Source organism: Peptostreptococcaceae bacterium (genome assembly GCA_016649995.1).
GTDB lineage: Bacteria > Bacillota > Clostridia > Peptostreptococcales > BM714 > BM714.
In genome coordinates, this window is record JAENWJ010000009.1 from 1 (window position 1) to 25795 (window position 25795).

Sequence of the window (25795 nt, forward strand, 5' to 3'; positions counted from 1 at the left end):
AAGTTCTCCTTCAGGATAATATCTGATAGGCTCTATTTCAACATCTATTCCAGGAAGATGCATGCCTTTTTCTTCTATTAAAATTGCAGTTTCTTCGGATATATCGCCAGCCAAGGTTATGGGCTGATATTTTCTGTATCCTTGGTTCTTGATAGCGTTTCTAATCGCCATAATATCTAACGACTGCGCTATCGAGTATTTATCGTCAAGTTTGTAATATTCCCGTATTGCATCATATGCATCCTCTGCGCTCAAAACGTTTTCCAGTCCATATGATTTTAAAAATTCCTCTTTATCCATCTGCGCTAAAAATTTCATATTTTTGACCGAGATAGGGGGCGTTATGCCCTTATATCTAAGCAGGTTCTGCGCTTCATATACACTAAGATCCCCATCAATTTCCTCTCGAGTTCTAAGCATATCAAAGGCTGTCTGTGCGTCCTTTGTATCGCGCAGCTGATTTTTCTCCTGCCACTCGGCAATTTCCCGGTCATATGAAAATTCAAAGTTTCCATTTCCACCATACGTTATTGGAAAAACTATGTGCTGCTCGCCTTTTTCATCCAGTATATCCATCAATGCCACAGCCGTTTTTTCAAGATCCTCTTTCGGCATTTCACTAATAATAAGTTTAACTGTGAATGAAGGCACATTTCCTGCAAGCAATACACCATTTCGATCCGATATTTCTCCCCGCCATGCAGTCACAGGCATTTCTTTTATTAGCACATTTTCGGATATTTCAGCATATTTTGCGCCTTCAACAATGGTAAGACTGGCCAACCTAAACAGTAAAAATACAAAGATAACAACCACCATCGTCAATAGTTGATTGTTTCTATTCTTCATGAATTCATTCATTTAATCACCTACCGCCTGCTGTTCCATATTTTACAATTATATTTCCAATAAATTTATAGGCAATCCAACAAAATACAATATTCAATGCCAATTCGGGAAGTATCAAACGCAAAATTATTGAAGATAAATCAAATTGCATTCCAGCAAAATAATATATTACAATCATCACACTGTATTGGCAAACGGTTGAAAAGGCTATCATCACAATAGGCGTAACTCCGCTTTCCTCGAAAAAATTTCCGCTGATTGCGGAAACCGATACAGCTATTGTCAAATAAATCAACATATACATCCCAAAGGCTGGACTGAAGAAAAAATCTTGAAGAATTCCTCCTGCCACAGCTGAGCAAATGGCTATGGGCATTTCATATCTAATTGAAAAAACAACTACTAAAACTAGTGCCAGATTCGGAATGGCTCCAAGAATCCGCATATGCTGAAGCAAAGTCGTTTCTAGCAAAAAACCTATGGTCATGGTCAAAACAGTCAATCCATATTTCATGGTTGTTCCACTCCTTCTGCAGGCAGAATCACCATGACCCTATTTATTGTTTTGAAATCAACCACCTGTTCCACCTTTATTTTTTTCAACAACTCGTTTTTCTCAATGATTACATCGCTTACAGTCCCTATGAAAAGTCCTTCCGGATAGATTCCAAGACCCGATGTTACTACTGCCTGTCCCGTCGAAACTTCCGCCTTCGGATCAAAAAGGTATCCCGACAAACCTCTTTCGGTACCACCTTCGACTATACCAATTGCAAACGCTTTGTCATCTAGCAGCTTGAAGCTCACAGAGCTTTTGTTGTCGATTATTGAAACAACCTTGGCCCAATCCTTTCCCGCCTCATACACAATACCAATAAGCCCACTTCCGTTTATGACAGCCTGCTCCGCATACACCCCATCATCCATTCCCTTGTTTATTATGAACATGTTAAACCATGTTCCAGGGTCTTTCGCCACCACATCGCATGTCAGAAAATCATAGCCTTCCTTCTTTGCATAATTCAATGCCTCTCTCATTTCAGTAAGATCTTTTAGCTCCTTTTGTGAAAGGGTCGCATCAATAAATTTGCGCCTGAGCTCCTGGTTTTCCAGCAAAAGCTCTTTGTTAGTCTTGTCAAGACGCCAAATGTTCAATACAGGATTGATGATGTTCCCGAAAAAATCCGCTCCAACAGTCAATCCCCTCTGTACGAAGGTCAGATTCCTGCCTGCAAAATTTTCTATAGGACTTATTTCTCCACCTCCACCAAAAGTAGATATTATAAGAATTAGCAAAAATGCAATTGCAACCCCAGCAACTATTTTTCTCTTTTTGGGTTCATTCAAATTTCGTCACCACGCATGTCAATAGGTTCGTTTGGTTGTAATAAAAGCCCGCTTATGTTCATCAAGAGTTTCGATGGCAATACCTGTTCCTAGCGCGACGCAATCAAGTGGATTGTCGGCTACTCTTACAGGCATTCCCGTTTCCTGTCTTATCAATTTATCTAGTCCCGACAAAAGTGCGCCTCCGCCTGTGAGTATTATTCCATTTACCATAATATCCGATGCAAGCTCGGGAGGCGTTTTTTCCAATGTGTTCTTTATATTTTCAACTATAATCCTGACCGGTTCGCCAAGAGCATCCTTTATCTCTAATTCATTGATTCGTATTGTTTTAGGAAGTCCCGTTACCAAATCTCGACCGCTTATTTCCATTTCCTTTATTTCTTCTTCTACATAAGCAGATCCCACCGTCACCTTTATTTTTTCCGCTGTACGTTCTCCAATCATTAGGCTATACTTCTTCTTCATAAAGGTTATGATGGCTGTATCCATCTCGTCCCCGCCAACCCTTACCGAACGGCTGCTTACGATTCCACCCATGGATATTATTGCCATTTCAGTTGTTCCACCGCCTATGTCGACAATCATGTTTCCTATTGGTTCACCGACTGGAAGACCGGCACCTATTGCTGCCGCCATAGGTTCTTCTATAAGAAATGCTTTTTTTGCTCCAGCAGACATGGCCGCATCAATTACTGCCCTTTTTTCCACTTCGGTTACCCCGCAAGGCACTCCAAGAAGAATTCTCGGAGCAAAAATGAACGCATTTTTCGAGCACGCTTTTTTAATAAAATATCGAAGCATGCTCTCAGTAGTATCAAAATCGGCAATAACGCCATCCCTTAACGGCCTGATTGCTTTTATATTTCCCGGTGTTCGACCTATCATAAGTTTTGCTTCATTTCCTACTGCAAGCACCTCATTTGTTGCTGTGTCTATTGCAACAACTGATGGCTCTCTAATCACTATACCTGCACCCTTCACATAAACTAGTGTATTTGCGGTCCCCAGGTCTATTCCCATATCCTTCGCAAACAAATTTTTAAAACACATATTTCTATCCCCTTCCAAAAACTAAAATAAACCATTCTCCTTGAGACTGTAATAATTGCCATCCCCGATTACGATATGGTCAAGTACCTTAATGCCTATCAACTCTCCGGCCTCCGAAAGTCTTTTGGTTATCTGTATATCTTCCTGGCTTGGCGACGGATTGCCGCTCGGATGATTATGCATAAGTATTATGGCATTGCTGCTATACACTATTGCAGGTTTAAACACCTCTCGCGGATGTACTATCGAAGCATTAAGGCTTCCGACAGAAATATTCTCGTCCTTAAGTATTTCGTTTTTTGTGTTAAGATACAAGACCTTGAAAACTTCCCTATCCAAAAATCTCAATTCGCTCATGTAGCGGTTTGCCACATCCTTGGGTGCATGGACATCAAATCGTTTTGTAGCAGTTAACTTGTCCATCCTTTTCCCTAGTTCTAGAGCAGCCAAAAGCTGACACGCCTTCGCTTTCCCTATCCCATTTATTTTTACCAACTCGTCTACTCTGCATCTTCCCAGATAGGCCAAGCCATCCTTGTTCTTGTATAATATCTTCTTTGAAAGCTCTATTGCGGACATTCCTTTCATCCCGGTTCTAAGCAATATGGCAAGCAATTCCGGATTTGACAGGCTGCCTGCTCCATTCAATACAAGCTTTTCTCTCGGTCTTTCGTCTTCAGGCAATTCCTTCATAATGTATGCGCTTTTCATGTCATCCCCCTATTTTTTAAATTTATGCGCCAACCTTCCCACCGGAAGGCCTACAACATTAAAATAGTCCCCATTCACGGATTCCACTAAAGAAGCTCCCAAGCCCTGTATCGCATATCCTCCCGCTTTTCCCACCGGCTCGCCGGTACTGATATAAGCCTCTATCTCTATGCGGCTCAGATCTTTAATTTTAACGGAAGTATACTCGAAATAAACCTCTTTTTCTTCTTTGCTGATTATTGCAACACCCGTATAGACGCGATGAGTTTTTCCGCTTATTCTCTCTAGCATTTCAATTGCATCAGACTCTTTTTCCGGCTTTCCCAGAACTTTTTCATGAAAAACGACCGTATCGGCTCCTATGACTATACTGCTTGGTTCTTTTAAAAAAATATCCCAAGCTTTTTCGAAAGCCAAAGCCATAACTGTTGTAACTGGATCATCTCCAATAATTCGCTCAACTATATTGCTTGGTCTTGAAACAAAATCTATTTCCAACAAGTTTAATATATCAATTCTTCGCTTAGATGCCGACGCCAAAATGATTTTTCTTTTTTTCATAGAATCACCATCAATATTTTGTAGCTGTCAAAAGACCGATCAGGCCTCCGACGAGACCCAGCACATTGACATTAAACAACAATCCGATATGAAAATCAAGAACATACAATTTCAGCGAAAAATCATCCAACCCAAGAGAGATGGTTTTGGAAAAAAACGGAACAACATCGGACAGGGCGTTCCCCGCCAAGTTTCCAAGAATTATTCCAATTAAAACAGCAACTGAAATTACTAAAACAGACCTGTTTCCTCTTTTCAATCTACTCACTCCCAATCCTTAAAAAATGTTGAAATTCCAATATTTCAAACTACAATAAGTGTAACATTTAGTATCTGCCTTATCAAGCAATATTTAGGACAATCAAAAAAGCGGAAGCGCTTTTCAAAGCCGCTTTCCGCTTTCATTTTTACTTGAGTTTTATAACATCCTTTGGGCATTTTTCAACACATGCTCCGCATCCAATGCATTTCTCGACATCTACCTTATGGGTTTTTTTTAATTCCCCCTCTATTGCCTCTACGGGACAAACCTTGGTGCAAAGTGTACAACCAATGCAGGTTTCTTCATCTATTTCAGCTTTCTTTCTGTTTTCAAGATTGCCTGCAATAGCACCTGTAGGACATTTTTCTACGCAAATCATACACTCTGTGCATTTTGTATAGTCAATGACAGCCAGATTGTCAACCACATGTATTGCATTGAATGGACAATTCTTTTCGCAGATTTTGCAACCTATGCATCCCACATCGCAAGATGCCTTTACGTTCTTGCCAGTGTCCTTGCTGTTGCATTCTACAATAACTTCCTGTCCGTACGGAACAAGTGTAATCACATTTTTGGGACATGCCTCTATGCAATTGCCGCAAGCAGTGCATTTGTCATCAATGACTTCGGCTATGGCCTTGTCATTTATGAAAATAGCATCGAACGGACACACATCTACGCAAGTACCAAGTCCTAAACACCCGTATGAGCAACTCTTGCTCCCTCCGTTGACTATATTAGCCGCCTTGCAGTCCTGTATTCCAATGTATTCGTACTTTTCTCTGGCGTTGTCGCATGTACCATTGCAAATGACATGCGCAATCATCTTAGCACTGTCTTCAACAACAAGTCCCATGATTCCAGCCACTTTTTCGGCCGTTTCCGCTCCGCCTACAGGACATCCATTGACAGGAGCATCACCCTTAACCACAGCATTCGCGAATCCGTCACATCCGGGATATCCGCATCCGCCGCAATTGGCCCCGGGAAGAACTTCTCTTACCGCAACTGCCTTGGGGTCAATTTCAACTGCAAACTTTTGGGAAGCATAAGCCAAACCTGCTCCGAAAATTAGTCCCATTCCACCAAGGCTCAAGGTAGAATAGATCAAACCGTTTATATTCATATTCATCACCCTTTCCTTTTAGACTAGTCCCGCAAAACCCAAGAATGCCATAGACATAAGGCCTGCGGTAATCAGAGCGATTGGGAAACCTTTAAACGGTGCCGGCACATCCGAAATAGCGAGTCTTTCCCTAATTCCGGCAAAGAGAATGATTGCCAAGGAAAAGCCCACAGCCGCGCCAAAGGAATGGAAAATCGTCTGGACGAAATTCAGTTTATATTGTATGTTCAACAACGCCAAACCAAGAACGGCACAGTTTGTAGTTATCAAAGGAAGGTATACTCCCAATGCCTGATACAGAACCGGACTCAACTTCTGAAGAACAATTTCAACAAATTGCACGAGCGCCGCAATTACAAGTATGAATGCGACAGTCTGCAGATACTCTATATGGTAAAATACCAAAATATACTTTTGAACAAGGTATGTAATCATACCAGCCAAGGTTATAACAAATGTAACAGCCATGCCCATTCCAGTCGCAGTTTCAACCTGTTTTGAAACACCGAGAAAAGGACAGATTCCCAAAAATCTCGACATAACGAAGTTGTTTACGAGAATCGAACTGACCAGGATAACGAAAATACTAGCGTTTTCCACTTCAATCCCCCCTTATGACAAACTTTTTTTAGACTTGATCACATTATAAAGCGCCAACAAAATACCCAAGGCAATGAAAGCCCCCGGAGGAAGTATCATCATTATAGCCGGTTTGTATGCAAACGGCAATTGCCATCCAAACAAGCTTCCTGCTCCAAGCAACTCTCTAACCGAACCCAAAATCGTTAATGCCAAAGTAAATCCTAATCCCATTCCCAATCCATCGAAAATGGAAGCTACTACTGTATTTTTCGATGCAAAAGCTTCGGCTCTTGCAAGTATAATGCAGTTAACAACTATAAGAGGAAGAAAAAGTCCCAAAGCCTTGAAAAGCGATGGCATATAGCCTTCCATAACCATTCCGACAATAGTTACAAAGCTGGCAATAACGACAATGAATGCCGGTATTCTGATTTTGCTAGGTATAATTTTACGCATCATGGAAATGGCTGCATTCGAAGCGACCAAAACAGCCGTTGTCGCGAGCCCCATTCCAACTCCATTAATAGCCGATGTAGTAACCGCCAGAGTTGGACACATGCCTAATACTTGCACGAATATCGGATTCTCATCCAATAATCCATTCTTAAAAATCTTCATCAGATTCAATATAATTCACCTCCGGATAGTTTATAGGCCAGATACGAGCTTATAGGCATCAACAGCCATGTTGACACCTTTAGTGACCGCTTTGGACGTTATGGTTGCACCGGAAATTGCTTGTATTTCGTTTCCGGAGGCACCCGCCTTTACAACCGCTAGTTCCGACTTAGTGCTTTTGCCTACATATTGTTCGTAAAAGTCCGGCAATGTCGAATTTGCGCCCAAACCAGGTGTTTCCTGATGATTGCCGACACGCATGCCTGTAACCTCTCCGTCGGATGAGATGCCGGTTATTACCTCGACGCTTCCACCGAATCCGCTAGGCAATGTCTTCACTGTATAGCCAACTAATGTTCCCCCTGAAAGGCCTTCGTAAATCTCGACTACCAGCTCATTTTCAAGCTTGACCTTATCAAGCAAACCATCTTCAATCATTTCAAAGGACTCCGCGTCAGGCAATACTTCCTTCCTCGACAATTGGCTTGTCATTTCTCTCTGCGCCACAATTTTATCGATGGTGAAATCATAAGCAAGCGACAACAATGCAGCCGCAATAGCGCATATTAAAAGAAGAATCAATCCTAATTTGCTGATTTCTTTCATTATTTTTTCACACCTCCGAACACATTGGATTTAACATACTTGTCAATCAAAGGCGTAACAACATTCATAAATAGAATAGAGAAGGACACACCTTCAGGATAGCCTCCAAACAATCTGATCATAACCGTGATCAAACCGCAACCAACAGCATAAATGATTTGTCCCTTTGCCGTCATGGGAGAAGATACATAGTCTGTAGCCATGAAAATAGCTCCCAAAACCAGGCCTCCGGCAAGCAGATGGAACATCATGAAGTTAAAATTAAATCCACTGTATATCAATGTGAAAACAGCAACCGTACCCATATATACTAAAGGAATTCTCGGGCTGATAACTCCGCGATAAACAAGATAAATTCCTCCTATAATTAGAGCCAAAGCAGAAACTTCACCTATGCAGCCTCCTACTTTCCCGATGAAAAGATTGAAAATGGAAACGCTTTCGGGTAAAACGCCGCTTCCCTTTATTAGTGCAAGTGGCGTGGCTTCCGTCACTGCGTCTACCGGAAATTTCCATGTAGTCATCTCAACAGGCCATGAGGCAATCAAAAATACTCTGGCTGCCAAAGCGGGATTGATGAAGTTGTGTCCAAGCCCTCCAAAGGCCTGTTTAACTATTGCAATCGCAAATATCGACCCTACAACCGGCATCCAATATGGAATCTCCGGCGGCATATTGAGCGCAAGCAAAAGTCCTGTTAAAGCTGCACTGTAATCCATTACGGTGATAGGTTGTTTCCTCATGTTTTGTATTATTGCTTCAGTCGCCATGGCTGCCGCAACAGATAGCAACACAACAATTAAAGTCTGAAATCCGAAGTAATACATTCCTGCAAGCGTAGCAGGGATAAGAGCTATTACGACATCTCTCATTGTTTTATCAGTCGCTTCATTCGACCGTATATGCGGCGATGAAGTAACTATCAGTTTTCTTTCCATCTTAACCCTCCTGTTTATTTTGTTTTCCTTCGCTTGGAAATGATTTCCCTTTTGGCCATTCTAATGGAATGGAGCAACGGCCGTTTCGAAGGACAAATGAAAGAACACGAACCGCATTCAATGCAATCCATGGCATTATATTTTTCCGCCATATCGAACATTCCATTCAATGAGTAGGCACTAATTGCAAACGGTTGAACAAATGAAGGACATATATCTACACATTTGCCGCATCTTATGCAAGGATTGTATTCAGGCAATCTTGCTTGTTCTTCCGTAAACACCAATACACCGGATGTAGTCTTAGTTGAGGGTAGATTGTCAGTAAACTGCGCAAAACCCATCATTGGTCCTCCAAGAATGAGTTTTCCGGGATCGCCTTTGTATCCTCCGGCTTGGGCAACAATTTCACTTATTCTTGTCCCATTCTTTATCATAATATTTTTAGGTTCGACTATTCCATCGCCTGTAACAGTACAAATCCTTTCAATCAAAGGCATTCCTGTTCTTATTGCCTTGGATATTGCCGACATTGTTGCCACATTGCTCACAACAGCTCCTGCATCCATTGGAAGCGCTCCCGAAGGGACTTCCCTTTGCGAGCATGCATAAATCAGCTGTTTTTCTCCGCCTTGAGGATATTTTGTCTTGACTGTCACAACTTGAATGCCCGGATATTCCTTTGCCGCTTCTTTCACAGAAAGAACTGCATCCATTTTATTATTTTCAATGGCTATGTAAGCCTTTTCAAGTCCCAACACCTTCATCACAGCCCTTAAGCCGTAAACAACATCTTCCGGAGTCTCAAGCATCAAACGATGGTCCGCAGTCAGGTAGGGCTCACACTCGGCGCCGTTTACTATTAGCACGTCGATTTTCTTGTCCGGAGGCGGCGACAGTTTAACCCTTGTAGGAAAGCCTGCTCCACCCATGCCGACAATGCCTGCTTCGTTGATGATATCTAGAATTTCTTTCGGCTCAAGCGTCTCGACATCACCCTTTGGAACAACACTCTCATGGATTTCATTCAATCCATCGGACTCGATTACAACGCAAGTTCCAGTTCCGTTGATAATCATCCTTTTTTCAATTTTCTTCACCGTTCCGGAAACACTGCTATGAACTGGCGCAGATACGAATCCGCCCGCTTCACCAATTTTCTGCCCAACCTTGACTTTTTCGCCAACTTCTACGATTGCCTGGCAAGGTGCGCCGATATGTTGCTGAAGGGGAATTACTACTGTTTCAGGTTCCAAAGCCTTCTCCACCGGCAAATGCTCTGTCATCGATTTGCTGTGCGGAGGATGAATGCCTCCCCTGAAAGATAAAAGATTCATTGCTACTCACCCCTTTATAAATAGTTGTCACATATATATTTATTATATCGCTATATAATTTACAATATAAGTAATATCATGCGCTCAAAAAACACAAAAAAAAAGCATCTAATCCATTAACATAGTATCTTTAAAGGTTTTCAAAGTCAATCATTGTTAATTGCATAACAAGCATTTGATGGACTCGGGAAGATCATTGTCTTATGTTTTTAAGTCCCTCTCTCAAATAATCCCTTATCCAGCAAATCACATCCACATTATTCAAAGGTACGTCTTCTCCTAATATTTCCTTTATTTCTTTAGTGTCCAATGTGAAACATTTTTCGTTAATCCAGTGTTTGTATATGAAATCTATTTCTATATCCGATATTACGGCTGTCACAATCGTATCAACAATGTTACCGAGAGGAGCACGATCTATATGGTCATATCTGAATGAAACTTCAAGAATAGTTCCCTTGCCAATTTCAGATGTCATTTCAAATTTTCCATCGCAATTTTCAGCTGCAAATTTCATCATGGGAATTCCCAGACCTACTCTTCGGGTTATCCTGCTTGTATAGAATGGATCCGTAACTTTTGCGAGTGTTTCAGCATCCATTCCTCTACCGTCGTCCTTGACACAAATCTCCAAAACATTTTTTTCTATTTTTTCTCGAATCTCTATCTCCACTAAAGTAGAATCCGCATGAATCGAATTCTGCGCAATATCCAATATGTTCATTGACAATTCCTTCATTTGGCATCCCCTTTACTACTTTTTCTTAGCGCCTTGAATATGCTTTTAATACTAATGTCTTCAACTTCGAGCCAATGGTCTCTCTCCGAAATATCATGCAGATAATGGGCGTCCGAATTGAATATATACCGGTAGTTTTTGTACATTGGATTTTTGCCAATGAACTTTTCAAGCGTAGTCATTTTATAAAGCTCCAATGCATCCACATTCAAATCCGGCGAAATGAACCCTAGGTTGGATATTAGGCTAAATGCTTTCTTATCTATATGGGCCGGTATAGCAAGCCCCTCATAGTGATGGGCCAATTCAACCAATGCGTAAATGCTTAAATCTACAGAATGTATCAACAGACGTTTTTCCTCACCTATCAGTCTGTCATCCTCATCTAGAATCAACTGACGCCCCAAAATTTCTTCACGATTCGGAAGCCATTCGAAATGGGTGTTCAGCTCCTTTCCGAAGGCTTCAATTTTTTCAATGGTTTCAAATAAGCAAAGCACATGAACTTCCTCTTTGGTTTGCACTTCCATTCCGGGAATAACGATGATCCCGTTCCTACGGCCCAGAGCCGTGCACGCAGAGCAGTTTGCGGCGATATTGTGGTCTGTTAACGCTATTGCGTCAAGCTTTTTCAGCATTGCCATATTTATTATGTTATTGGGAGTCATATCCTCATCGCCACATGGTGAAAGCGCCGAATGGATATGAAAGTCATAATACAGCTTCATTTTAGTCCCAGCTCATTAAGATTGCAAGCCAATGTAAAGCTGTCCAGTTCCGAAGTGCAAACAACTATGTTTTCTTCATCTGCTTTCGCCAAGGTTTCTTCTTCGATCTCAATTGACTCCGGCACAATAATCATCGGAATTTCCAGAAGCGATGCCACGGCGATAATGTTAAGGTGGGTCTGTACCGTAATCCAAATATCTCCCTTGCTTCCGTTGGCCATGACCCAACTCAGAAGATCGCAGATATAAACCCCGTTAACAGTTTTGAGTGAGTCTTTTTCGCCACTAACTTGATTCAATTTTAATTCCTCGATAATCTCTTTGATAATCATTTTTTAGCCTCCTGTCCTTTTCTTATTATGCAGTCGTCGATTGAAGCTTCCCCACGCACGATGTCCTCTGCCAATGCCCTGCAACTTGGAGCACCACATGTCCCGCAGTCTATTCCAGGAAGCTGCTTGTATATCTGCTCAATCATATCCATTTTGTTGATGGCAACTCTTATGTCCGAATCCAGTTTCATTACATTTTTTGGCTTTATGTCGTCAATCCAATCCTTCATTTCCAAATTAATGATTTCTAAAGCTTTGGCTTTATCGATTGCTTCGAACTGGCTCTCTCCTATCTCTTCGGAAATACGCCTGATTCTCGCTTTTGCGATAAATGAATTCTCCATTGTCAGCGGTCCGCCTATGCATCCGTTCACACAGGCATATCCCTCGAAAAAGTCCACATCGTTGAGTTTTCCAAGCTCCATTCCTTCCAACACCTCGATGACATTTTCGACGCCGTCCACAGCAAGATAATTTTTTGCTTTGATGCTATAGCTTTGACCGTTTGCCTTTGCCCACCCTATGCCTATGCTCGATGAATTCTGAATTTGTTTCCTTATTTCTACATCAGGATAAAGCTTCAATATCTTCGAATAGACCGATTCTATTGAAATGGCCCTGTCCACATATGACTTCCTTATTCCGACCGGATTCTTTATGCTTGTTATTTTTGCCGGGCATTCCGTTATGTAGAATGTCCCTATCTCATCCATCGACAGGCCGGTCTTCTCCATCGCTTCTCGTTTAGCAAGCCTTGCAGCTATTTCCATTGGAGTCTCAAGTTTTATTATCCTATCGATAAGAGACGGAAATCTTATTTGTATCAACCTGATTATTGCCGGGCACAGCGTCGAAATGAGAGGGCCGTCTTGTTCTTTGTTTTCCAGTCTGTCCTTCAAGGCTATGGAAAGATAATCAGCAGCCTTAGCTACGTCATAGACTTCATCAAACCCCAAATTGTAAAAAGAGTTGAATATCTTGTTTATTTCCTTGTTTAAATGGAATTGCCCATAAATTGGAATGGAAACCAGCGCGACATTATATTTGTAGTATTTCATATCCGACAATTCGTCAGTCAACGCTCTTTTTGCATGGTAGGGACAAACCCTTATGCATTCCCCACAATCTATACATCGTTCATTGATAATTTCAGCTTTGCCATTACGCAAGCGTATAGCTTCAGTAGGACATCTTTTCAAGCAATTTGTGCATCCGTTGCATTTAGTTATATCCAAATTGACTGAATGCCAATAATTTTCCATCAAATTACCTCCATCAAATATTAAAAATCATTTCCACTATAGTATCCGATCCCTTGGAAGATTCAATACTGAATTGGTCACTTGTTCTTTTCATGTTTGGCAACCCCATGCCTGCACCAAAGCCCATTTCACGTGCTTCATTCGAAGCCGTAGAAAACCCTTTTGTCATTGCATTCTCAATATTCTCGATACCCTTGCCTTTGTCATGAGCAACAATAATTATTCTATCATGTGAAATTTCTGCTATAATTTTTCCGCCTTCCGAATGTATTACTATGTTAATTTCAGACTCATAGGCAGCGATGGCAACCCTTCTTACTATCGTTGAATCAATTCCTATTTGATTAAGCACCTTTTTAATATTGCTAGATGCAATTCCTGCCTTCGAAAATTCTTCCTTTCCGACTTCGTATTCTAGCTTTATTGTTTTTTCAGTTTCAGCCATATAATCAATCCCCTTCTATTTTAATCCCATTAAGTCCGTTCTTGTAAAGCAAACCGCTTGCCTCAAACAAAGTGTGCTTGACCCCCATCAAAACCATTTTCTTTTCTTTCGCCAATCTGCATACCTCTTCATTGGGCCTTTTACCTCTAACGAAGACAATATTTGATAAATCCAGCATTTCAGCTGTTCTTATGACCTGCAAATTGGTAAGGCCAGTCAAAAGAAGAACCTTATCATCGACAAAAGCTAAAACATCGCTCATTAGATCACATGAAAAAGCAACCTCCACACTCCTGTCCATATATTCATCTCCAGACAATATTTCAGCACCCAGTATTTCTTTCGCTTCTCTCAGTAACATTACAATCCCCCTTGGACTCGCATTATTCAATGCATATAAAGCTCTGATAAATCCGCCATAAAGCTTCTATATTCCAATCCGGTCGCCTTTTGAAAAGCTTTGCCAAGTGATTCATACCAAGCGCCAAGACTCCCAATGAAAATATCATCAGAATCTAGTTTTTCAACCCTCTGCCGCATGCTTTCTATTTCCGCAATACCCTTTATAATTTTTCCACTTAACGCTTCGCGAGTCAGATTCGAATTCAAATAATCAATATAGCCGGTCTGTATCTCTCCAATTATTGAAAGTGCCCTCTCATAGTCTTTTATGCAAACAACTGACTTTTCCTCTTCATTCTCAGGATATGAAACTTGAATCGTTCTTTCTATTTTAAACAAGAACGCATCTCCCACTATTTCCTTTGCTACACCCTTGAAATATTCGCCAAGCGCACTGTTTTCATACACAAAATTAAGCACCTTGAAATTATTTTCCTTCAGAATGACTCCGAACTCTCCATTTTCTTTCAACTCTTTCAAAAATGTTTCGGCATTTTCTATCGATGAAAAGCCTCCCAATTGATATGCATACAGGTTCACATTTATTTGTTTAGTCTTTTTCTCTATTTGTAAATCTCTATCGTCAGCATCAACTTTTTCGGTTTCTTTCGCTTCAAGCTCCTCATCGAATTCTTCAACAAGACTTAATTCACTCACCGGTTCACTTAATTGTGTTGTTTCCTCCTTGTCATTTCCAGCCAGCATGAATTTCACACCGTAAAACCCAATTAAAGCAGAAAACACACAAAGAATTAAGATTGTAAGAATAATTCTGCTCGTTTTGTTTCTTTTGTTTCTTTTGTTTCTTTTGTCTTTGTATCTTTTAGTCATATCATCACCTCTGCATCGTTAATATTATATCACATTTACCTGCCTATATTATCCATGGTTTTTTTTGTACTCTTTTTTCTCTCTGCCATTTCAACCGGCGACCTTATATAATCCCTGACCTGCTTGTAGTTTGCCGCCCTTAAAATCCTATTTTCCTCAAGGGATACGAATTTTGTCATTACGCCTGATCCGAATGCTATTACCGACTGCAGGTCGTTCATCATTTGTATGTTGTATAGGCAAGCCTTACCAAGCTTTGCATATCCTATGTTTTCCATGTTTCCAAGCATATACTTCTGACGATACATGTAATAAGGCTCCATTCCTAATGAAGTTGCTCCATTTTCCGCAAGGGCTATCATTTTCCTCACTGTTTCTTCATCCGGCAATATACTCATAACAGAACTCTTTCTCATTTCAGCATTCTTTTTCAGTGCCAGTGTATGAACCGTCAAGTTGTCCGGATTGATATTGTTAACAGCTTCCATCGTTCTGCTCATTTCATAAAGTCTTTCTCCCGGAAGCCCTACTATAAGATCCATATTTACAGATTGGAAGGCATATGGCCTCACCATCTCCCATACCCTATTAACATCTTCCGACGTATGTCCCCTTTTTACAATTTCTAGGGTCTTGTCGTTGAACGTTTGTGGATTTATGCTTATCCTATCCACCCCTCTATTCTTCAATACTGACAGTTTTTCCTCATTTATTGTATCTGGACGCCCAGCCTCTACCGTAAATTCCTTGAGTCCATTTAAGTTGAATGTGCCATGAATGACATCCATTATTTCATTGAGCAGTTTTGCGGAAAGTTCCGTAGGTGTGCCCCCTCCAATGTAAATAGTTTCTATTTCGAAAGGTTCGATTTCAGATGCATAATGTCTTATTTCATCAGTGAGAGCCTTGACATACGCAGTTTTAATGTCTTCCCCCGCATTTGCCATTGTCGGGAAGGAACAATACAGGCATTTGCTCGGGCAAAACGGAATTCCTATGTAGATTGAGATTTTTTTTGGATCGGGAGGATAAAGAAATTCATGTTCAATACTAGCCACATTCATAACCAAATTAATTTTTTCGTCAGAAATAAGATAATCATTTTTCAGCTTCAATCTTACTCTTTCAGGTTTCATGCCATCTTTAATCATTTCATGCACAAGTTTTGAAGGCTTTATTCCCGTTAGTGTTCCCCATGGCAAAACGATTCCGCTATTCTCGCCTAAAACGGCTTTGACTATTAAAAATTTCAGCCGCCTTCGCACTTGTTTTTTATTCTCGCGTTCATCCTTTGAAAAAAGTTTAACAGATTCGCATTTTTCAAAAATTCTATTTTCTCTGTCCTTCCAAAAAACTTTGACATTGCAATAATTCTCTTCTTTGCTGTGAAAAATAGCCAACAAGGGACCGCATACATCATGGTCCCTTGTTGTTTCTAATTTTTCTGTTTTAAAAATTGCTTTTGCCAAAGCTTCTATATCGTATCTAAACGTCGAATCCGTCATATATATTTTCATTTCACTGATTCCTCATCTGCAATATGAATGGATTGTTTTCTCTTTCATATCCAATTGATGTTTCGGATCCATGGCCAGGAAAGACCCGCGTCTCGTCAGGAAGTTTCATTAGCTTGTCCATTATTGATGACATAATAGCGCCCATGGAACCCTTGTCTAAATCCGTTCGTCCTATCGACCCTCGAAAAAGGGTATCTCCTGAAAAAAGAGTGTCCTCGATTTTCAAGCATATTCCACCCGCGGAATGTCCCGGGGTATGGATTACAAGAGCATTTATTCCGTCCACTGCTATAATGTCGCCATCCCTAAGCAAATCATCTTCAATAAAGCTTATTGCATTTCCTCCGGCTGTTGCAGACATATTTTTTTCAGCATCATGCAACATATACGCGTCTTTCTTGTGAATAACAATCTTCGCTTCTGTTATGCGTCTAAGCTCTTCGGCTCCGCCTATATGATCCAAGTGTCCATGCGTAAGCACTATTTTTTTCAAATTCAATTTTCTCTTTCGAAGATATCTTGCAATATCTTCCACATTGCCACCCGGATCCACAACTATGGCTTCGTTCAATTGTCCCCCATGTACTATATAGCAATTTGCCGCATATATTCCAGTTACAATACGTTCGATTTGCATTCGGCACCACCTAAAATTTTTTGTTGCTGTCAACAAGAATTGTGACAGGTCCGTCATTAACAATATTCACCATCATATGTGTTTGAAAAACACCCGTTTCCACATGTATGCCAAGCATCTTCGCTTCTTCAACAAACATTTCATAAATCTCATTCGCAGGTTCGGGTTTCGCTGCATCGGAAAAGCCGGGACGCCTACCCTTTCTGCAATCACCCAGCAGCGTAAACTGGGATATCACGAGCATCTCGCCCTTGATGTCAAGAAGCGAAAGGTTCATCTTGTCATTATCATCCTCAAAGATTCTTAGATTCGCAATCTTTTCAACCATTTTTTTTGAATCCTTGGGTCCGTCGCCTTCTTCTACACCCAAAAGCACATTCAATCCCTTTTCTATTTCTCCCATTATTTTTCCATCGACAGAAACACTCGATGCAGAAACCCTTTGCACAACAGCTCTCATCTTTTTCCTCCTATGAAGTCACACGCTTGACATCCATTATCTCCGGCTTGTTTTTCAATTTCTTTATAAGTATTTTCAGCTGGCCGGTATCGAAAATCAATATAGTCAGATTAATTATTGCGACTTTTTCCTTTGTAATCCTTGCATTTATACCGACAACTTCGAGATTTAATTCCGATATAAGATTTGTAACCTCCGAAAGCAGTCCCTTCTTGTCAGGAGCAATAATCTGTATCCCTGTTTCATAGGAATTCTCTTTATCCCTATTCCATTCAACATCAATAAATCGTTCTGCAGTTGTATCTTCATTCTTTATGTTGGGACAGTCGCTGCGATGAATGGTTATTCCTCTGCCGCGTGTTATAAATCCTATTATTTCATCCCCAGGTACAGGACTGCAGCATTTCGCAAAACGCACCAGAATACTGTCGATTCCCTTAACCGTTATTCCTTGGTCCTGTTTCTTATGCTTCTTGTCGCTCTTATCCGATTTCTTTTTTGACTTTTCCGCGATTTCCTCTTCGATGGACATTTTCTTATCGTCTTTATGGTCAACCCTGTATTTTTCCTTTAATTTAGGCATTACCTGATTGAGGGAAATCCCTCCATATCCCAACGAAGCATACAGGTCTTCAATTGCATTCAAACTAAGCTTCTTTACTGCGGAATTAAGCCAAGAAGCTTGCAAGAATTCCTTTGTACTATATCCTAGTCTTTTCACTTCTTTTTCAAGCATATCCTTACCCTTGACAATATTTTCCTCTTTGCGTTCCTTCTTGTACCACTGCTTTATCTTATTTTTTGCCTGTGTGCTCTTTACAAACTTTAGCCAATCCCTGCTTGGACCGTTTGAATGAGAGCTTGTAATCACCTCGACAATATTTCCAGTCTTAAGTTTGTAATCTAGTGGCACTATTCTTCCGTCAACCTTTCCTCCTATACAGCTGTTTCCCACTCCTGAATGTATTTTATATGCAAAATCCACCGGTGTTGAGCCAACAGGCAATTCAACTACATCCCCCTTCGGAGTAAACACAAAAACCTGATTTGTGAAAAGGTCTATTTTGAGGGATTCTACAAATTCCTTGGGATCCTTTAAATCTCTCTGCCATTCAAGCATCTGCCTTAGCCATGTAAGCTTATTGTCTATGTTTTCCTCTTCTACGCGGCCTTCCTTGTATTTCCAATGGGCTGCGATACCATATTCGGCAATTTTATGCATGTCTTTCGTTCTTATTTGTATCTCAAACGGCTCGCCTTTAGGACCGATTACGGTTGTATGGAGGGACTGGTACATATTTGTTTTGGGCATAGCTATATAGTCTTTGAATCTTCCCGGTATCGGTTTCCACAACGTATGAACTATTCCCAATACACCGTAGCAATCCTTAATGTTATCGACGATAACACGTATTGCCGTTAAATCGAAGATCTCCTCAAAACTTTTTTTCTGATATACCATTTTTTTATAAATACTATAAAAATGCTTTGGGCGCCCTGTAATATCGTATTCTATATCCGTATCTGCTAATGAATCATTGAGTTTATTAATAACATTTTCAATGTATTCTTCTCGTTCTCCACGCTTTTTATTGATCTTTTCGACCAACTCGTAATACCCCTCGGGATCAATGAACCTTAGAGATGTATCCTCAAGTTCACCCTTTATTTTCGATATTCCAAGCCTATCCGCTATAGGCGCATATATCTCTATTGTCTCCATAGCCTTTTCTTTTTTCTTTTCCTCGTTCATGTACTCTAGGGTTCTCATGTTGTGCAACCTGTCTGCCAGCTTTATTATGATGACCCGGATGTCCTTTGCCATAGCAAGAAACATCTTTCTCAAATTTTCTGCCTGTCTTTCCTCTTTCGATTCATACTTTAAACGAGTCAGCTTTGTCACTCCGTCTACAAGCGAAGCAACTTCATCTCCGAATTCCGCAGCTATTTCATCATATTCATACTTGGTATCTTCAAGGACATCATGAAGCAAACCCGCTATTATCGTATTTTCATCCATTTCAAGTTCCGCCAGAATCAAAGCCACCTGGAGTGGGTGAGTAAAATACTTTTCGCCGGACTTCCTGAGCTGCCCCTCGTGAGCACTTTCAGCAAAATGATACGCCTTAATAATATTGGCATATTCAATATTTGGATTATATTGTTGTATTTGTATTATGAAATTTTCCAACATAGGTATTCCTCTTTCCCTTGTGAAAATTTAAATTCATTATATACCAAGCGCCCTATTAAAACAATGCAGCGGACGCATCACATCCGCTGCTTAGTAGTGGGTTTCAATTTTTCTCAATCAGTATTTTACAACCGATTCCACTCTGTATCCTTCAAGACGCTCCCGCCCTTTTAAGAATTCCAGCTCCATCAGAAAGAGAATCCCTACCACTTCTCCTCCTAATTTTTCAACCATTTTAATTACTGAGATAATGGTTCCTCCGGTCGCTAGCAAATCATCTGTGACAAGTACCTTCTGCCCTTTTTTTATGCCGTCTTTATGCATTTGCAAGACATCTGTTCCGTATTCCAATTCGTATTCATAATCCAATGTTTCATATGGAAGCTTCCCGGCTTTTCTTACAGGAACAAATCCTTTTCCCATTGAGTATGCGATAGGCGCTCCTATCAAGAAACCTCGTGCCTCCGGCGCTACAATCAAATCGAAGTGAATATCCTTAACTTTCTCAATACATTCGTTTATAGATTTTTGGTAGGCTTCTCCATCCTTCAGAAGAGTCGTAATATCCTTGTAGCTTATACCCTCTTTGGGGAAGCCTTCTATAACTCTTATTTTATCTTTTAATTCCATTTTTTCCTCCTTGTATGAATCATGTTATCTATAGATATTCGTTCATGTTCTTTAATAGACCGTTTTCAAATATATCGATTTTTTCACCGGGTGCTTCGAGCACAGCATACATTCCTTCCTTAAAATCGATTAATTCGCAATCCTCCAATATCCAAAGGGATGCATTTAATTTAAGGAAAGGTAGGCCTAAACTTTTTTCGAGATCATATTGGCTGACAGGGCCGTTTTTCATAAGGACTCTATATATATCAACAAGGTGGCTCCTGTCAGGAATCATCTCGCAAACCATTTTATCGAAAGCATTCTTATCCCCGGGTTCCGATACATCCAAGCAATCCATGGCTCCCATCATTCCGTAGCCGTCATAGTTTACTATTTTTTTATATCCTCTTTTTGCCGCTGAATGTAGATTGGGAAACACTGCAATGTGCGACACTCCATTTAATGGTTCTTCATCTCCAAAAAAAACTGCTTCCACCGAATAAAAATCCCGAGGCAGATGCTCCTCCATTTGTCCAATAAGCTTGTGCAATCCTTCCAATGTATAAACCGCTACAAGTGTACCTTCCTCAAGAAGCATAGCCGGAACAAATTCCTTTCCCGATACTTTGCATCTGCCTTCAGACAAACTGTCTTTTGTCTTTATTTTTTCAAAAAATGGCAAGAAGGCTTTTAGGTATCTCCTTCCTAAATCGCCCTCGGCATAGTATGCAATTTCATTTATTCTAATGTCCTTTAAGTTCAATTGTATTGATTCCACATTTCTGAAAACATTTTTTTCAAGATTAAACACAACATCCATACTCTGTTTTCTTTTAAGAAAGGAAGCATACATATCCATGTTAAATCCAATGGCGTCAAACATTCTATTGCTTTCCGAAAATGCGGCCTTCAAATGCTTTTGGTTCTTTCCTACATAACGGAAATTATTCAATTTAAGATTGCGCAAAAGAAACTTGGGTCTTGCATTTCCGCATCCGAACGGAGCCAAACGATCAATGTCCTCTATAAGCTTAAAATCGATTTTTCGGGTATCTATTACACAATCGATACCTAGCCTTGGTGCAAGCTCGGCTTCTGCTATTTTTTCCATTGCCAAAGTTTCGAGATCCTTTGCAAAGGCATCTATATCCATTGAAGTAATGGAAAACCCAGCTGCTTGTTTGTGCCCCCCGAATTTAATAAAGTACGGCCTGCAAACATCAAGCAAATCGTACAAATTAATCGATCCATAAGAACGGCATGAGGCCTTTCCCACAGATTCGTCAATTGCAATCATTATAATCGGCCTACAATATTTTTCGCTGAGTTTAGAGGCTACAATTCCTATGATTCCGGAATCCCAGTCTACCTTTCCAATAACCATTATGTTCTGCTCGTTCAAATTTTTTTCTTTAATCAGGGCTTCCGCCTCGGAATATATTTTTTCTTCTATCTCTTTTCTTTCGGTGTTCATTTCATTTAGGGAAAATGCCAAATGCTCCGCCTGTACGCTGTCCCGCGACATAAGAAGCTCCAATGCCTTGTCCGCACTACCCATGCGTCCTGCCGCATTGATTCTAGGCGCCAACATGAATGCAATATTGCCTGCGTTTACAGGCTTTTCATTTAATCCCGAAACGGCTTTTAATGCAATCAATCCGAGGTTCTCACTAGAACTAATCACTTCAAGGCCCTTTTTAACAATTATTCTATTTTCATCAAGCAACGGGACTACATCCGCAACCGTACCCAATGCAGACAATTCAATATACGAGTTCAAATCGTCATTTTCATTAGATAAGGCCTGTACAAGTTTGAATGCAATTCCCGCCCCTGCCAATTCTTTGAAACCGAATTCACAATCATTCCTTTTGGGATTTACAATAGCATAGGCATCCGGAAGATTTAAAGGGGTCTTGTGATGGTCAGTAACAATGACATCCATTCCCATGCTGTTTCCGTAATTTATTTCCTCAGAAGAGGCAATACCGCAATCAACTGTCACTAGCAAGTTGCAACCTTTTTCGCAAATCATCCTGACTGCATCAATGTTTAGCCCGTATCCCTCGGTTTTCCTTTCCGGAATATGATGCATTATATTATCGTATCCAATATTTCTGAAATATGTCAATAGAATTGCAGTCGATGTGACCCCGTCAACATCATAGTCTCCATAAATGCAAATGGTTTCATTTTTTTCAACTGCTTTATTTATCCTATCAACAGCCTTTTTCATATCCTTTAGCAAAAAAGGATCTCTAAGCCTTTCCCATGACGGATTTAAAAAAGATTCGGCTTCGCTTATTTCCGTAAGGTTTCTATTGCACAACAAGCCAGCCGTTATTTCACTTATTTCAAATGCTTTGACAAGCCTTTTAATATCGACATCATCCGGTTTCGATTTAATATCCCATCTATTGCTTTTGTTTATCATTACAGCTCCTGCCCGCTACTTTTTCTCAACGACGTCTCCGCCAAGCTCTTCTTTCGCTTTTTCAATTTGTTTGACCGCTTCCTCTTCAAGTTTTGCCTTTTCCTCTGCAGACTTGGTCTCAGACGCTTTATATCGTCCAACTTCCTTTTCAAGAGTTTTTATTCTACCGTTCAGCTTTCTTGTTCTTAAACCGCTTTTGAATTTGCTAAAGACAGCGAATAGCCCCATTATGAGCGCTCCAAAAGCCGCCGAAATAAGTATAACCACTGATTGTGCAACCTCAATCTTTCCCAGAAAATAGCTGATTTCAATAATATCCGAATTGATTACTGCAAAAAGTGCTACTACTACAGAAAAAAGCAACGATAATATGAAATAAATTTGCATGGCATTCCCTCCAGTATTTAATAGTAATAATTTCTATATCTATACCCGTTTTCCTTCTCTATCAAAAATAAATATTAATTATAAAGATTTCTTTATACTACAAATGGCGGCAAAAGCCGCCATTTGTAAGGTTTATGTTTAATACTATGCAGCTTTGTAATTATGCTTCTTGCTTTCATGATTTTTCCAAAGTGCCCAAATAGGACTTGCTATGAAAATAGATGAATATGTTCCTGTCAGAACTCCAACTAAAAGAGGCAATGCAAATTCCTTGATAGACTCCACACCCAATACATAAAGACTTCCTATTACAAGAAGCGTTGTAAGGGATGTGTTCAAAGACCTTCTAAGCGTCTGATTTATGCTGATATCAGCTACCTCAAAATAGCTCTTTTTGTTCATATACTTTATGTTTTCCCTAAGCCTGTCAAAAACAACAATTGTATCGTTTATGGAATACCCCACTATTGTAAGAATAGCCGCAATTACTGAACTATTGACAGGTATCCTGAAAATCGAATACATGGCCAAAACAATCAGCACATCATGCAACAGGGCAATGATTGCCGAAACCCCGAACTTGTATTCAAATCTAAATGTTACATACATTAGCATTCCTAAGGATGCAAGCAATATTGATATCAATGCCTTTTCCTTTATCTCATCACCGATGGTCGGTCCGAACTGCTCCGTTTGTCCAAATGCAGAATCCTCTATTCCGAATGTCTCTTTCGCCGAATTGAAAATTTCAATTCTTTCATCGTTGGTAAGATTGGACTTTGTTTTTATTATGACCTCGTGACTCTCGGCCCCTGCGTGAATAATATCGGCATTAAGATTGTATGGTTCAAGAACAGTCTGAATTTCTTCAATACTGTAATCCCTTCCCATGTCAAATTGCATCATTGTTCCACCGGTAAAATCGATGCCAAAGTTCAATCCTGCTACCATTGCCACAATCATTCCTATGATAATTATCGATGTTGAAATTCCAAACCATATCTTATAGTTCTCGCAAATTTTAAATTTCATCTTTTCTACCCCCTAGGCGCCATACATCTTGGTATTTTTAGTCAGGTTCATGCCCACGATCATTCTAAGGAGCATTTTTGTGACAACAACAGCTGTGAACATGCTCGCCACTATACCTATCATCAATGTTACGGCAAACCCTTTGATCGGACCTAGTCCGAAGTAATAAAGAACTATGGCCGCTATGAAAGTAGTTACATTCGCATCCACAATCGTCCTAAGCGCTTTAGCGAATCCAGAGTCTACAGATGCTCTCAGTGTCTTGCCGTTTCTGATTTCCTCTTTTATTCGCTCAAATATGATTACATTGGCGTCAACCGCCATTCCTATTGACAGAACCATTCCCGCAACCCCCGGAAGCGTTAATGTCGCATGCATTAATATGAGAGAATAGAGTACTATTACAATATAAAGCATAAGAGCTATGCTTGCCACAACTCCAGGCAATCTGTAATAACCAAGCATGAACAGAAGCACCAAAAGCAACCCTATTAGGCCGGCTTTCACGCTTGTGTAAAGAGAATTGATTCCAAGTGTTGCCCCAATTGCCTTGGTTTGTACCTCCACAAGGTCTACAGGCAAGGCGCCTCCTCTTATAAGCGCTGCGAGATTCGAAGCCTCATCAACCGTGAAACTGCCAACGATTATTGCGGTTCCCCCGGCTATTTCACTGTCTACCCTCGGAGCTGAGATTATTTCGTCATCTAGCACTATCGCCATAATGTTGTTTGGCGATGCCATTTGAGCCACTTCTTTCGTTCCAAGCCTAAAAGCCTCAGTCCCATTACTGTTAAATTCTAGCGCAACGGCCGGCTTGTCCGTCTTGGGATCAAAAGTCAATTCAGCATTCTTAACCTGGTCACCGGTAAGAATAACGGTTCCGTCAACCTTCACGAATTGCAGTTGCGCCGTCTTTCCTATGGCTTTAATTGCATCTTGGGCATCGCTTACCCCCGGGAGTTCAACCCTTATTCTGTTGGTTCCCTCTCGCACAATATTGGGTTCGGTCAAACCCATTGCGTCTACACGCCTTCTTATTACTTCTTGGGTTTGATCCATAATTTTTGCCAAAGCTTCACCAGTTGCATCGGTATCAGCTTCCAAAACAACATATGCTCCACCCTCAATGTCAAGTCCCAGTTTCATTGAATCACTTACGGAACCGATTTTAAGGTTGCCCATATCGATACCATTTAAAGCTGTAAACACTGCCGCAATTACAACCAAGACTATGACTATGAAAAGTGTGATGTTCTTTGTTTTCATAGCATCCTTCCTCCTTGTTTTTTATATTTATAATCAGACGCAAGTTCTACGTAATTTCTTGCCGAAACTTCAAAATAATCCATTTCTACCTTTGTCAAAGAGCGAACAACCTTTCCCGGTATTCCCATTACCATGGAAGCGCTAGGAATTTTTTGCCCAGGAGTAACAATGCTCCCGGCTCCTATTATAACATCATCTTCAATAATCGCACCATTTAAAATAATTGCGCCCATTCCGACAAGAACCCTATCACCTATCATGCAGGCATGAACGATAGCCCCATGGCCTATTGTTACATTCTCACCCACTATACAGGGAAAATCTCTTGCTATGTGCAATGTGCAATTATCCTGTATGTTCGTACCTTTTCCAATTCTTACATAGTTTTCATCACCCCGGATTACCGTTCCGAACCAAACATTTACATCCTCTTCAAGAGTAACGTCCCCTACTATATCGGCAGTCTCGGAAACATAGCACGAATCATGTATTTTCGGCCTTTTATCTTTGTATTCCTTTATCAT

At 40.5% G+C, this 25795-nt stretch carries 28 protein-coding genes and 1 pseudogene; all 29 read right to left on the reverse strand.

Features of this window, described 5'->3' with window-relative positions; genetic code table 11:
* Window positions 1-861 (reverse strand): hypothetical protein (locus JJE29_03035; GenBank protein ID MBK5251604.1); only part of this gene is annotated, 861 nt, incomplete at its 3' end.
* A 4-nt stretch (window positions 862-865) separates the two neighbouring features.
* Window positions 866-1363 (reverse strand): rod shape-determining protein MreD, encoded by a 498-nt coding sequence (mreD, locus tag JJE29_03040; protein ID MBK5251605.1) that lies wholly within the window; start codon window positions 1361-1363, stop codon window positions 866-868.
* The gene (gene mreC / locus JJE29_03045; protein MBK5251606.1) at window positions 1360-2196 is read right to left on the reverse strand and encodes a rod shape-determining protein MreC; all 837 of its coding nucleotides are present in this window, start codon (window positions 2194-2196) and stop codon (window positions 1360-1362) included. The genes mreD and mreC overlap by 4 nt, the downstream gene beginning before the upstream one ends.
* A gap of 18 nt (window positions 2197-2214) precedes the next feature.
* A complete protein-coding gene (locus tag JJE29_03050) occupies window positions 2215-3249 on the reverse strand; it encodes a rod shape-determining protein (GenBank protein MBK5251607.1) in 1035 nt (344 codons plus the stop codon).
* Between the two features lie 21 nt (window positions 3250-3270).
* Window positions 3271-3960 carry a DNA repair protein RadC gene (gene radC, locus JJE29_03055; GenBank protein MBK5251608.1) on the reverse strand — a complete coding sequence of 230 codons (690 nt, stop codon included), beginning with the start codon at window positions 3958-3960 and terminating at the stop codon, window positions 3271-3273.
* Window positions 3961-3969: 9 nt separating this feature from the next.
* A complete protein-coding gene (gene maf, locus JJE29_03060; GenBank protein ID MBK5251609.1) occupies window positions 3970-4521 on the reverse strand; it encodes a septum formation protein Maf in 552 nt (183 codons plus the stop codon).
* Window positions 4522-4531: 10 nt separating this feature from the next.
* Window positions 4532-4780: a DUF4321 domain-containing protein gene (locus JJE29_03065; GenBank protein ID MBK5251610.1), complete on the reverse strand. Its 249-nt coding sequence runs from the start codon at window positions 4778-4780 to the stop codon at window positions 4532-4534.
* 148 nt (window positions 4781-4928) lie between these two features.
* A complete protein-coding gene (locus JJE29_03070; protein ID MBK5251611.1) occupies window positions 4929-5912 on the reverse strand; it encodes a Fe-S cluster domain-containing protein in 984 nt (327 codons plus the stop codon).
* An 18-nt stretch (window positions 5913-5930) separates the two neighbouring features.
* Window positions 5931-6512 (reverse strand): electron transport complex subunit RsxA, encoded by a 582-nt coding sequence (gene rsxA / locus JJE29_03075; GenBank protein ID MBK5251612.1) that lies wholly within the window; start codon window positions 6510-6512, stop codon window positions 5931-5933.
* Between the two features lie 12 nt (window positions 6513-6524).
* Window positions 6525-7121 carry an electron transport complex subunit E gene (locus tag JJE29_03080; GenBank protein ID MBK5251613.1) on the reverse strand — a complete coding sequence of 199 codons (597 nt, stop codon included), beginning with the start codon at window positions 7119-7121 and terminating at the stop codon, window positions 6525-6527.
* A gap of 21 nt (window positions 7122-7142) precedes the next feature.
* Entirely contained in the window at window positions 7143-7718 is a 576-nt protein-coding gene (locus JJE29_03085; protein MBK5251614.1) for an RnfABCDGE type electron transport complex subunit G, read from the reverse strand.
* Window positions 7718-8656, reverse strand: a complete 939-nt coding sequence (locus JJE29_03090) for an RnfABCDGE type electron transport complex subunit D (GenBank protein MBK5251615.1) — start codon at window positions 8654-8656, stop codon at window positions 7718-7720. Before JJE29_03090 ends, JJE29_03085 begins: the two co-directional genes overlap by 1 nt.
* A 14-nt stretch (window positions 8657-8670) precedes the next feature.
* Complete coding sequence (gene rsxC / locus JJE29_03095; protein MBK5251616.1) at window positions 8671-9993, reverse strand: electron transport complex subunit RsxC; 1323 nt, start codon at window positions 9991-9993, stop codon at window positions 8671-8673.
* A gap of 193 nt (window positions 9994-10186) precedes the next feature.
* Window positions 10187-10732, reverse strand: a complete 546-nt coding sequence (locus tag JJE29_03100) for a sensor histidine kinase (GenBank protein ID MBK5251617.1) — start codon at window positions 10730-10732, stop codon at window positions 10187-10189.
* Window positions 10729-11460, reverse strand: a complete 732-nt coding sequence (locus tag JJE29_03105; GenBank protein ID MBK5251618.1) for a PHP domain-containing protein — start codon at window positions 11458-11460, stop codon at window positions 10729-10731. Before JJE29_03105 ends, JJE29_03100 begins: the two co-directional genes overlap by 4 nt.
* The gene (locus tag JJE29_03110) at window positions 11457-11792 is read right to left on the reverse strand and encodes an AraC family transcriptional regulator (protein MBK5251619.1); all 336 of its coding nucleotides are present in this window, start codon (window positions 11790-11792) and stop codon (window positions 11457-11459) included. Before JJE29_03110 ends, JJE29_03105 begins: the two co-directional genes overlap by 4 nt.
* Window positions 11789-13054 carry a 4Fe-4S dicluster domain-containing protein gene (locus JJE29_03115; GenBank protein MBK5251620.1) on the reverse strand — a complete coding sequence of 422 codons (1266 nt, stop codon included), beginning with the start codon at window positions 13052-13054 and terminating at the stop codon, window positions 11789-11791. The genes JJE29_03110 and JJE29_03115 overlap by 4 nt, the downstream gene beginning before the upstream one ends.
* Window positions 13055-13067: 13 nt before the next feature.
* The gene (locus JJE29_03120; GenBank protein ID MBK5251621.1) at window positions 13068-13499 is read right to left on the reverse strand and encodes an anti-sigma regulatory factor; all 432 of its coding nucleotides are present in this window, start codon (window positions 13497-13499) and stop codon (window positions 13068-13070) included.
* A gap of 4 nt (window positions 13500-13503) precedes the next feature.
* Window positions 13504-13860, reverse strand: a complete 357-nt coding sequence (locus JJE29_03125) for a hypothetical protein (GenBank protein ID MBK5251622.1) — start codon at window positions 13858-13860, stop codon at window positions 13504-13506.
* A 26-nt stretch (window positions 13861-13886) separates the two neighbouring features.
* On the reverse strand, window positions 13887-14732 hold the full coding sequence (locus JJE29_03130) for a hypothetical protein (protein ID MBK5251623.1): 846 nt from the start codon (window positions 14730-14732) through the stop codon (window positions 13887-13889).
* 35 nt (window positions 14733-14767) lie between these two features.
* On the reverse strand, window positions 14768-16249 hold the full coding sequence (gene hemZ / locus JJE29_03135) for a coproporphyrinogen dehydrogenase HemZ (protein MBK5251624.1): 1482 nt from the start codon (window positions 16247-16249) through the stop codon (window positions 14768-14770).
* A 1-nt stretch (window position 16250) separates the two neighbouring features.
* Window positions 16251-16886: an MBL fold metallo-hydrolase gene (locus tag JJE29_03140; GenBank protein ID MBK5251625.1), complete on the reverse strand. Its 636-nt coding sequence runs from the start codon at window positions 16884-16886 to the stop codon at window positions 16251-16253.
* A gap of 10 nt (window positions 16887-16896) precedes the next feature.
* Window positions 16897-17346 carry a D-tyrosyl-tRNA(Tyr) deacylase gene (locus JJE29_03145; protein ID MBK5251626.1) on the reverse strand — a complete coding sequence of 150 codons (450 nt, stop codon included), beginning with the start codon at window positions 17344-17346 and terminating at the stop codon, window positions 16897-16899.
* A 10-nt stretch (window positions 17347-17356) separates the two neighbouring features.
* A complete protein-coding gene (locus JJE29_03150; protein MBK5251627.1) occupies window positions 17357-19540 on the reverse strand; it encodes a bifunctional (p)ppGpp synthetase/guanosine-3',5'-bis(diphosphate) 3'-pyrophosphohydrolase in 2184 nt (727 codons plus the stop codon).
* A gap of 117 nt (window positions 19541-19657) precedes the next feature.
* The gene (locus tag JJE29_03155) at window positions 19658-20170 is read right to left on the reverse strand and encodes an adenine phosphoribosyltransferase (protein MBK5251628.1); all 513 of its coding nucleotides are present in this window, start codon (window positions 20168-20170) and stop codon (window positions 19658-19660) included.
* A gap of 28 nt (window positions 20171-20198) precedes the next feature.
* On the reverse strand, window positions 20199-22586 hold the full coding sequence (gene recJ, locus JJE29_03160) for a single-stranded-DNA-specific exonuclease RecJ (GenBank protein ID MBK5251629.1): 2388 nt from the start codon (window positions 22584-22586) through the stop codon (window positions 20199-20201).
* Between the two features lie 15 nt (window positions 22587-22601).
* The gene (locus tag JJE29_03165) at window positions 22602-22973 is read right to left on the reverse strand and encodes a LapA family protein (GenBank protein MBK5251630.1); all 372 of its coding nucleotides are present in this window, start codon (window positions 22971-22973) and stop codon (window positions 22602-22604) included.
* A gap of 144 nt (window positions 22974-23117) precedes the next feature.
* Window positions 23118-25271: pseudogene (secD, locus tag JJE29_03170) on the reverse strand (protein translocase subunit SecD).
* Window positions 25268-25795, reverse strand: a complete 528-nt coding sequence (locus JJE29_03175) for a gamma carbonic anhydrase family protein (GenBank protein ID MBK5251631.1) — start codon at window positions 25793-25795, stop codon at window positions 25268-25270. The pseudogene secD and the gene JJE29_03175 overlap by 4 nt, the downstream one beginning before the upstream one ends.

What these genes read in the sequence shown, in the direction of transcription:
- JJE29_03130 (MBK5251623.1), bottom strand. Translation starts at nt 14,732, where the DNA reads ATGACTAAAAGATACAAAGACAAAAGAAACAAAAGAAACAAAAGAAAC.
- JJE29_03150 (MBK5251627.1), bottom strand. Translation starts at nt 19,540, where the DNA reads ATGTTGGAAAATTTCATAATACAAATACAACAATATAATCCAAATATT.
- JJE29_03070 (MBK5251611.1), bottom strand. Translation starts at nt 5,912, where the DNA reads ATGAATATAAACGGTTTGATCTATTCTACCTTGAGCCTTGGTGGAATG.
- JJE29_03090 (MBK5251615.1), bottom strand. Translation starts at nt 8,656, where the DNA reads ATGGAAAGAAAACTGATAGTTACTTCATCGCCGCATATACGGTCGAAT.
- mreD (MBK5251605.1), bottom strand. Translation starts at nt 1,363, where the DNA reads ATGAAATATGGATTGACTGTTTTGACCATGACCATAGGTTTTTTGCTA.
- JJE29_03050 (MBK5251607.1), bottom strand. Translation starts at nt 3,249, where the DNA reads ATGTGTTTTAAAAATTTGTTTGCGAAGGATATGGGAATAGACCTGGGG.
- JJE29_03110 (MBK5251619.1), bottom strand. Translation starts at nt 11,792, where the DNA reads ATGATTATCAAAGAGATTATCGAGGAATTAAAATTGAATCAAGTTAGT.
- JJE29_03165 (MBK5251630.1), bottom strand. Translation starts at nt 22,973, where the DNA reads ATGCAAATTTATTTCATATTATCGTTGCTTTTTTCTGTAGTAGTAGCA.
- JJE29_03105 (MBK5251618.1), bottom strand. Translation starts at nt 11,460, where the DNA reads ATGAAGCTGTATTATGACTTTCATATCCATTCGGCGCTTTCACCATGT.
- JJE29_03120 (MBK5251621.1), bottom strand. Translation starts at nt 13,499, where the DNA reads ATGGCTGAAACTGAAAAAACAATAAAGCTAGAATACGAAGTCGGAAAG.
- maf (MBK5251609.1), bottom strand. Translation starts at nt 4,521, where the DNA reads ATGAAAAAAAGAAAAATCATTTTGGCGTCGGCATCTAAGCGAAGAATT.
- JJE29_03140 (MBK5251625.1), bottom strand. Translation starts at nt 16,886, where the DNA reads ATGCAAATCGAACGTATTGTAACTGGAATATATGCGGCAAATTGCTAT.
- hemZ (MBK5251624.1), bottom strand. Translation starts at nt 16,249, where the DNA reads ATGAAAATATATATGACGGATTCGACGTTTAGATACGATATAGAAGCT.
- JJE29_03100 (MBK5251617.1), bottom strand. Translation starts at nt 10,732, where the DNA reads ATGAAGGAATTGTCAATGAACATATTGGATATTGCGCAGAATTCGATT.
- rsxC (MBK5251616.1), bottom strand. Translation starts at nt 9,993, where the DNA reads ATGAATCTTTTATCTTTCAGGGGAGGCATTCATCCTCCGCACAGCAAA.
- radC (MBK5251608.1), bottom strand. Translation starts at nt 3,960, where the DNA reads ATGAAAAGCGCATACATTATGAAGGAATTGCCTGAAGACGAAAGACCG.
- JJE29_03175 (MBK5251631.1), bottom strand. Translation starts at nt 25,795, where the DNA reads ATGATAAAGGAATACAAAGATAAAAGGCCGAAAATACATGATTCGTGC.
- JJE29_03115 (MBK5251620.1), bottom strand. Translation starts at nt 13,054, where the DNA reads ATGGAAAATTATTGGCATTCAGTCAATTTGGATATAACTAAATGCAAC.
- JJE29_03125 (MBK5251622.1), bottom strand. Translation starts at nt 13,860, where the DNA reads ATGTTACTGAGAGAAGCGAAAGAAATACTGGGTGCTGAAATATTGTCT.
- JJE29_03085 (MBK5251614.1), bottom strand. Translation starts at nt 7,718, where the DNA reads ATGAAAGAAATCAGCAAATTAGGATTGATTCTTCTTTTAATATGCGCT.
- JJE29_03145 (MBK5251626.1), bottom strand. Translation starts at nt 17,346, where the DNA reads ATGAGAGCTGTTGTGCAAAGGGTTTCTGCATCGAGTGTTTCTGTCGAT.
- JJE29_03155 (MBK5251628.1), bottom strand. Translation starts at nt 20,170, where the DNA reads ATGGAATTAAAAGATAAAATAAGAGTTATAGAAGGCTTCCCCAAAGAG.
- recJ (MBK5251629.1), bottom strand. Translation starts at nt 22,586, where the DNA reads ATGATAAACAAAAGCAATAGATGGGATATTAAATCGAAACCGGATGAT.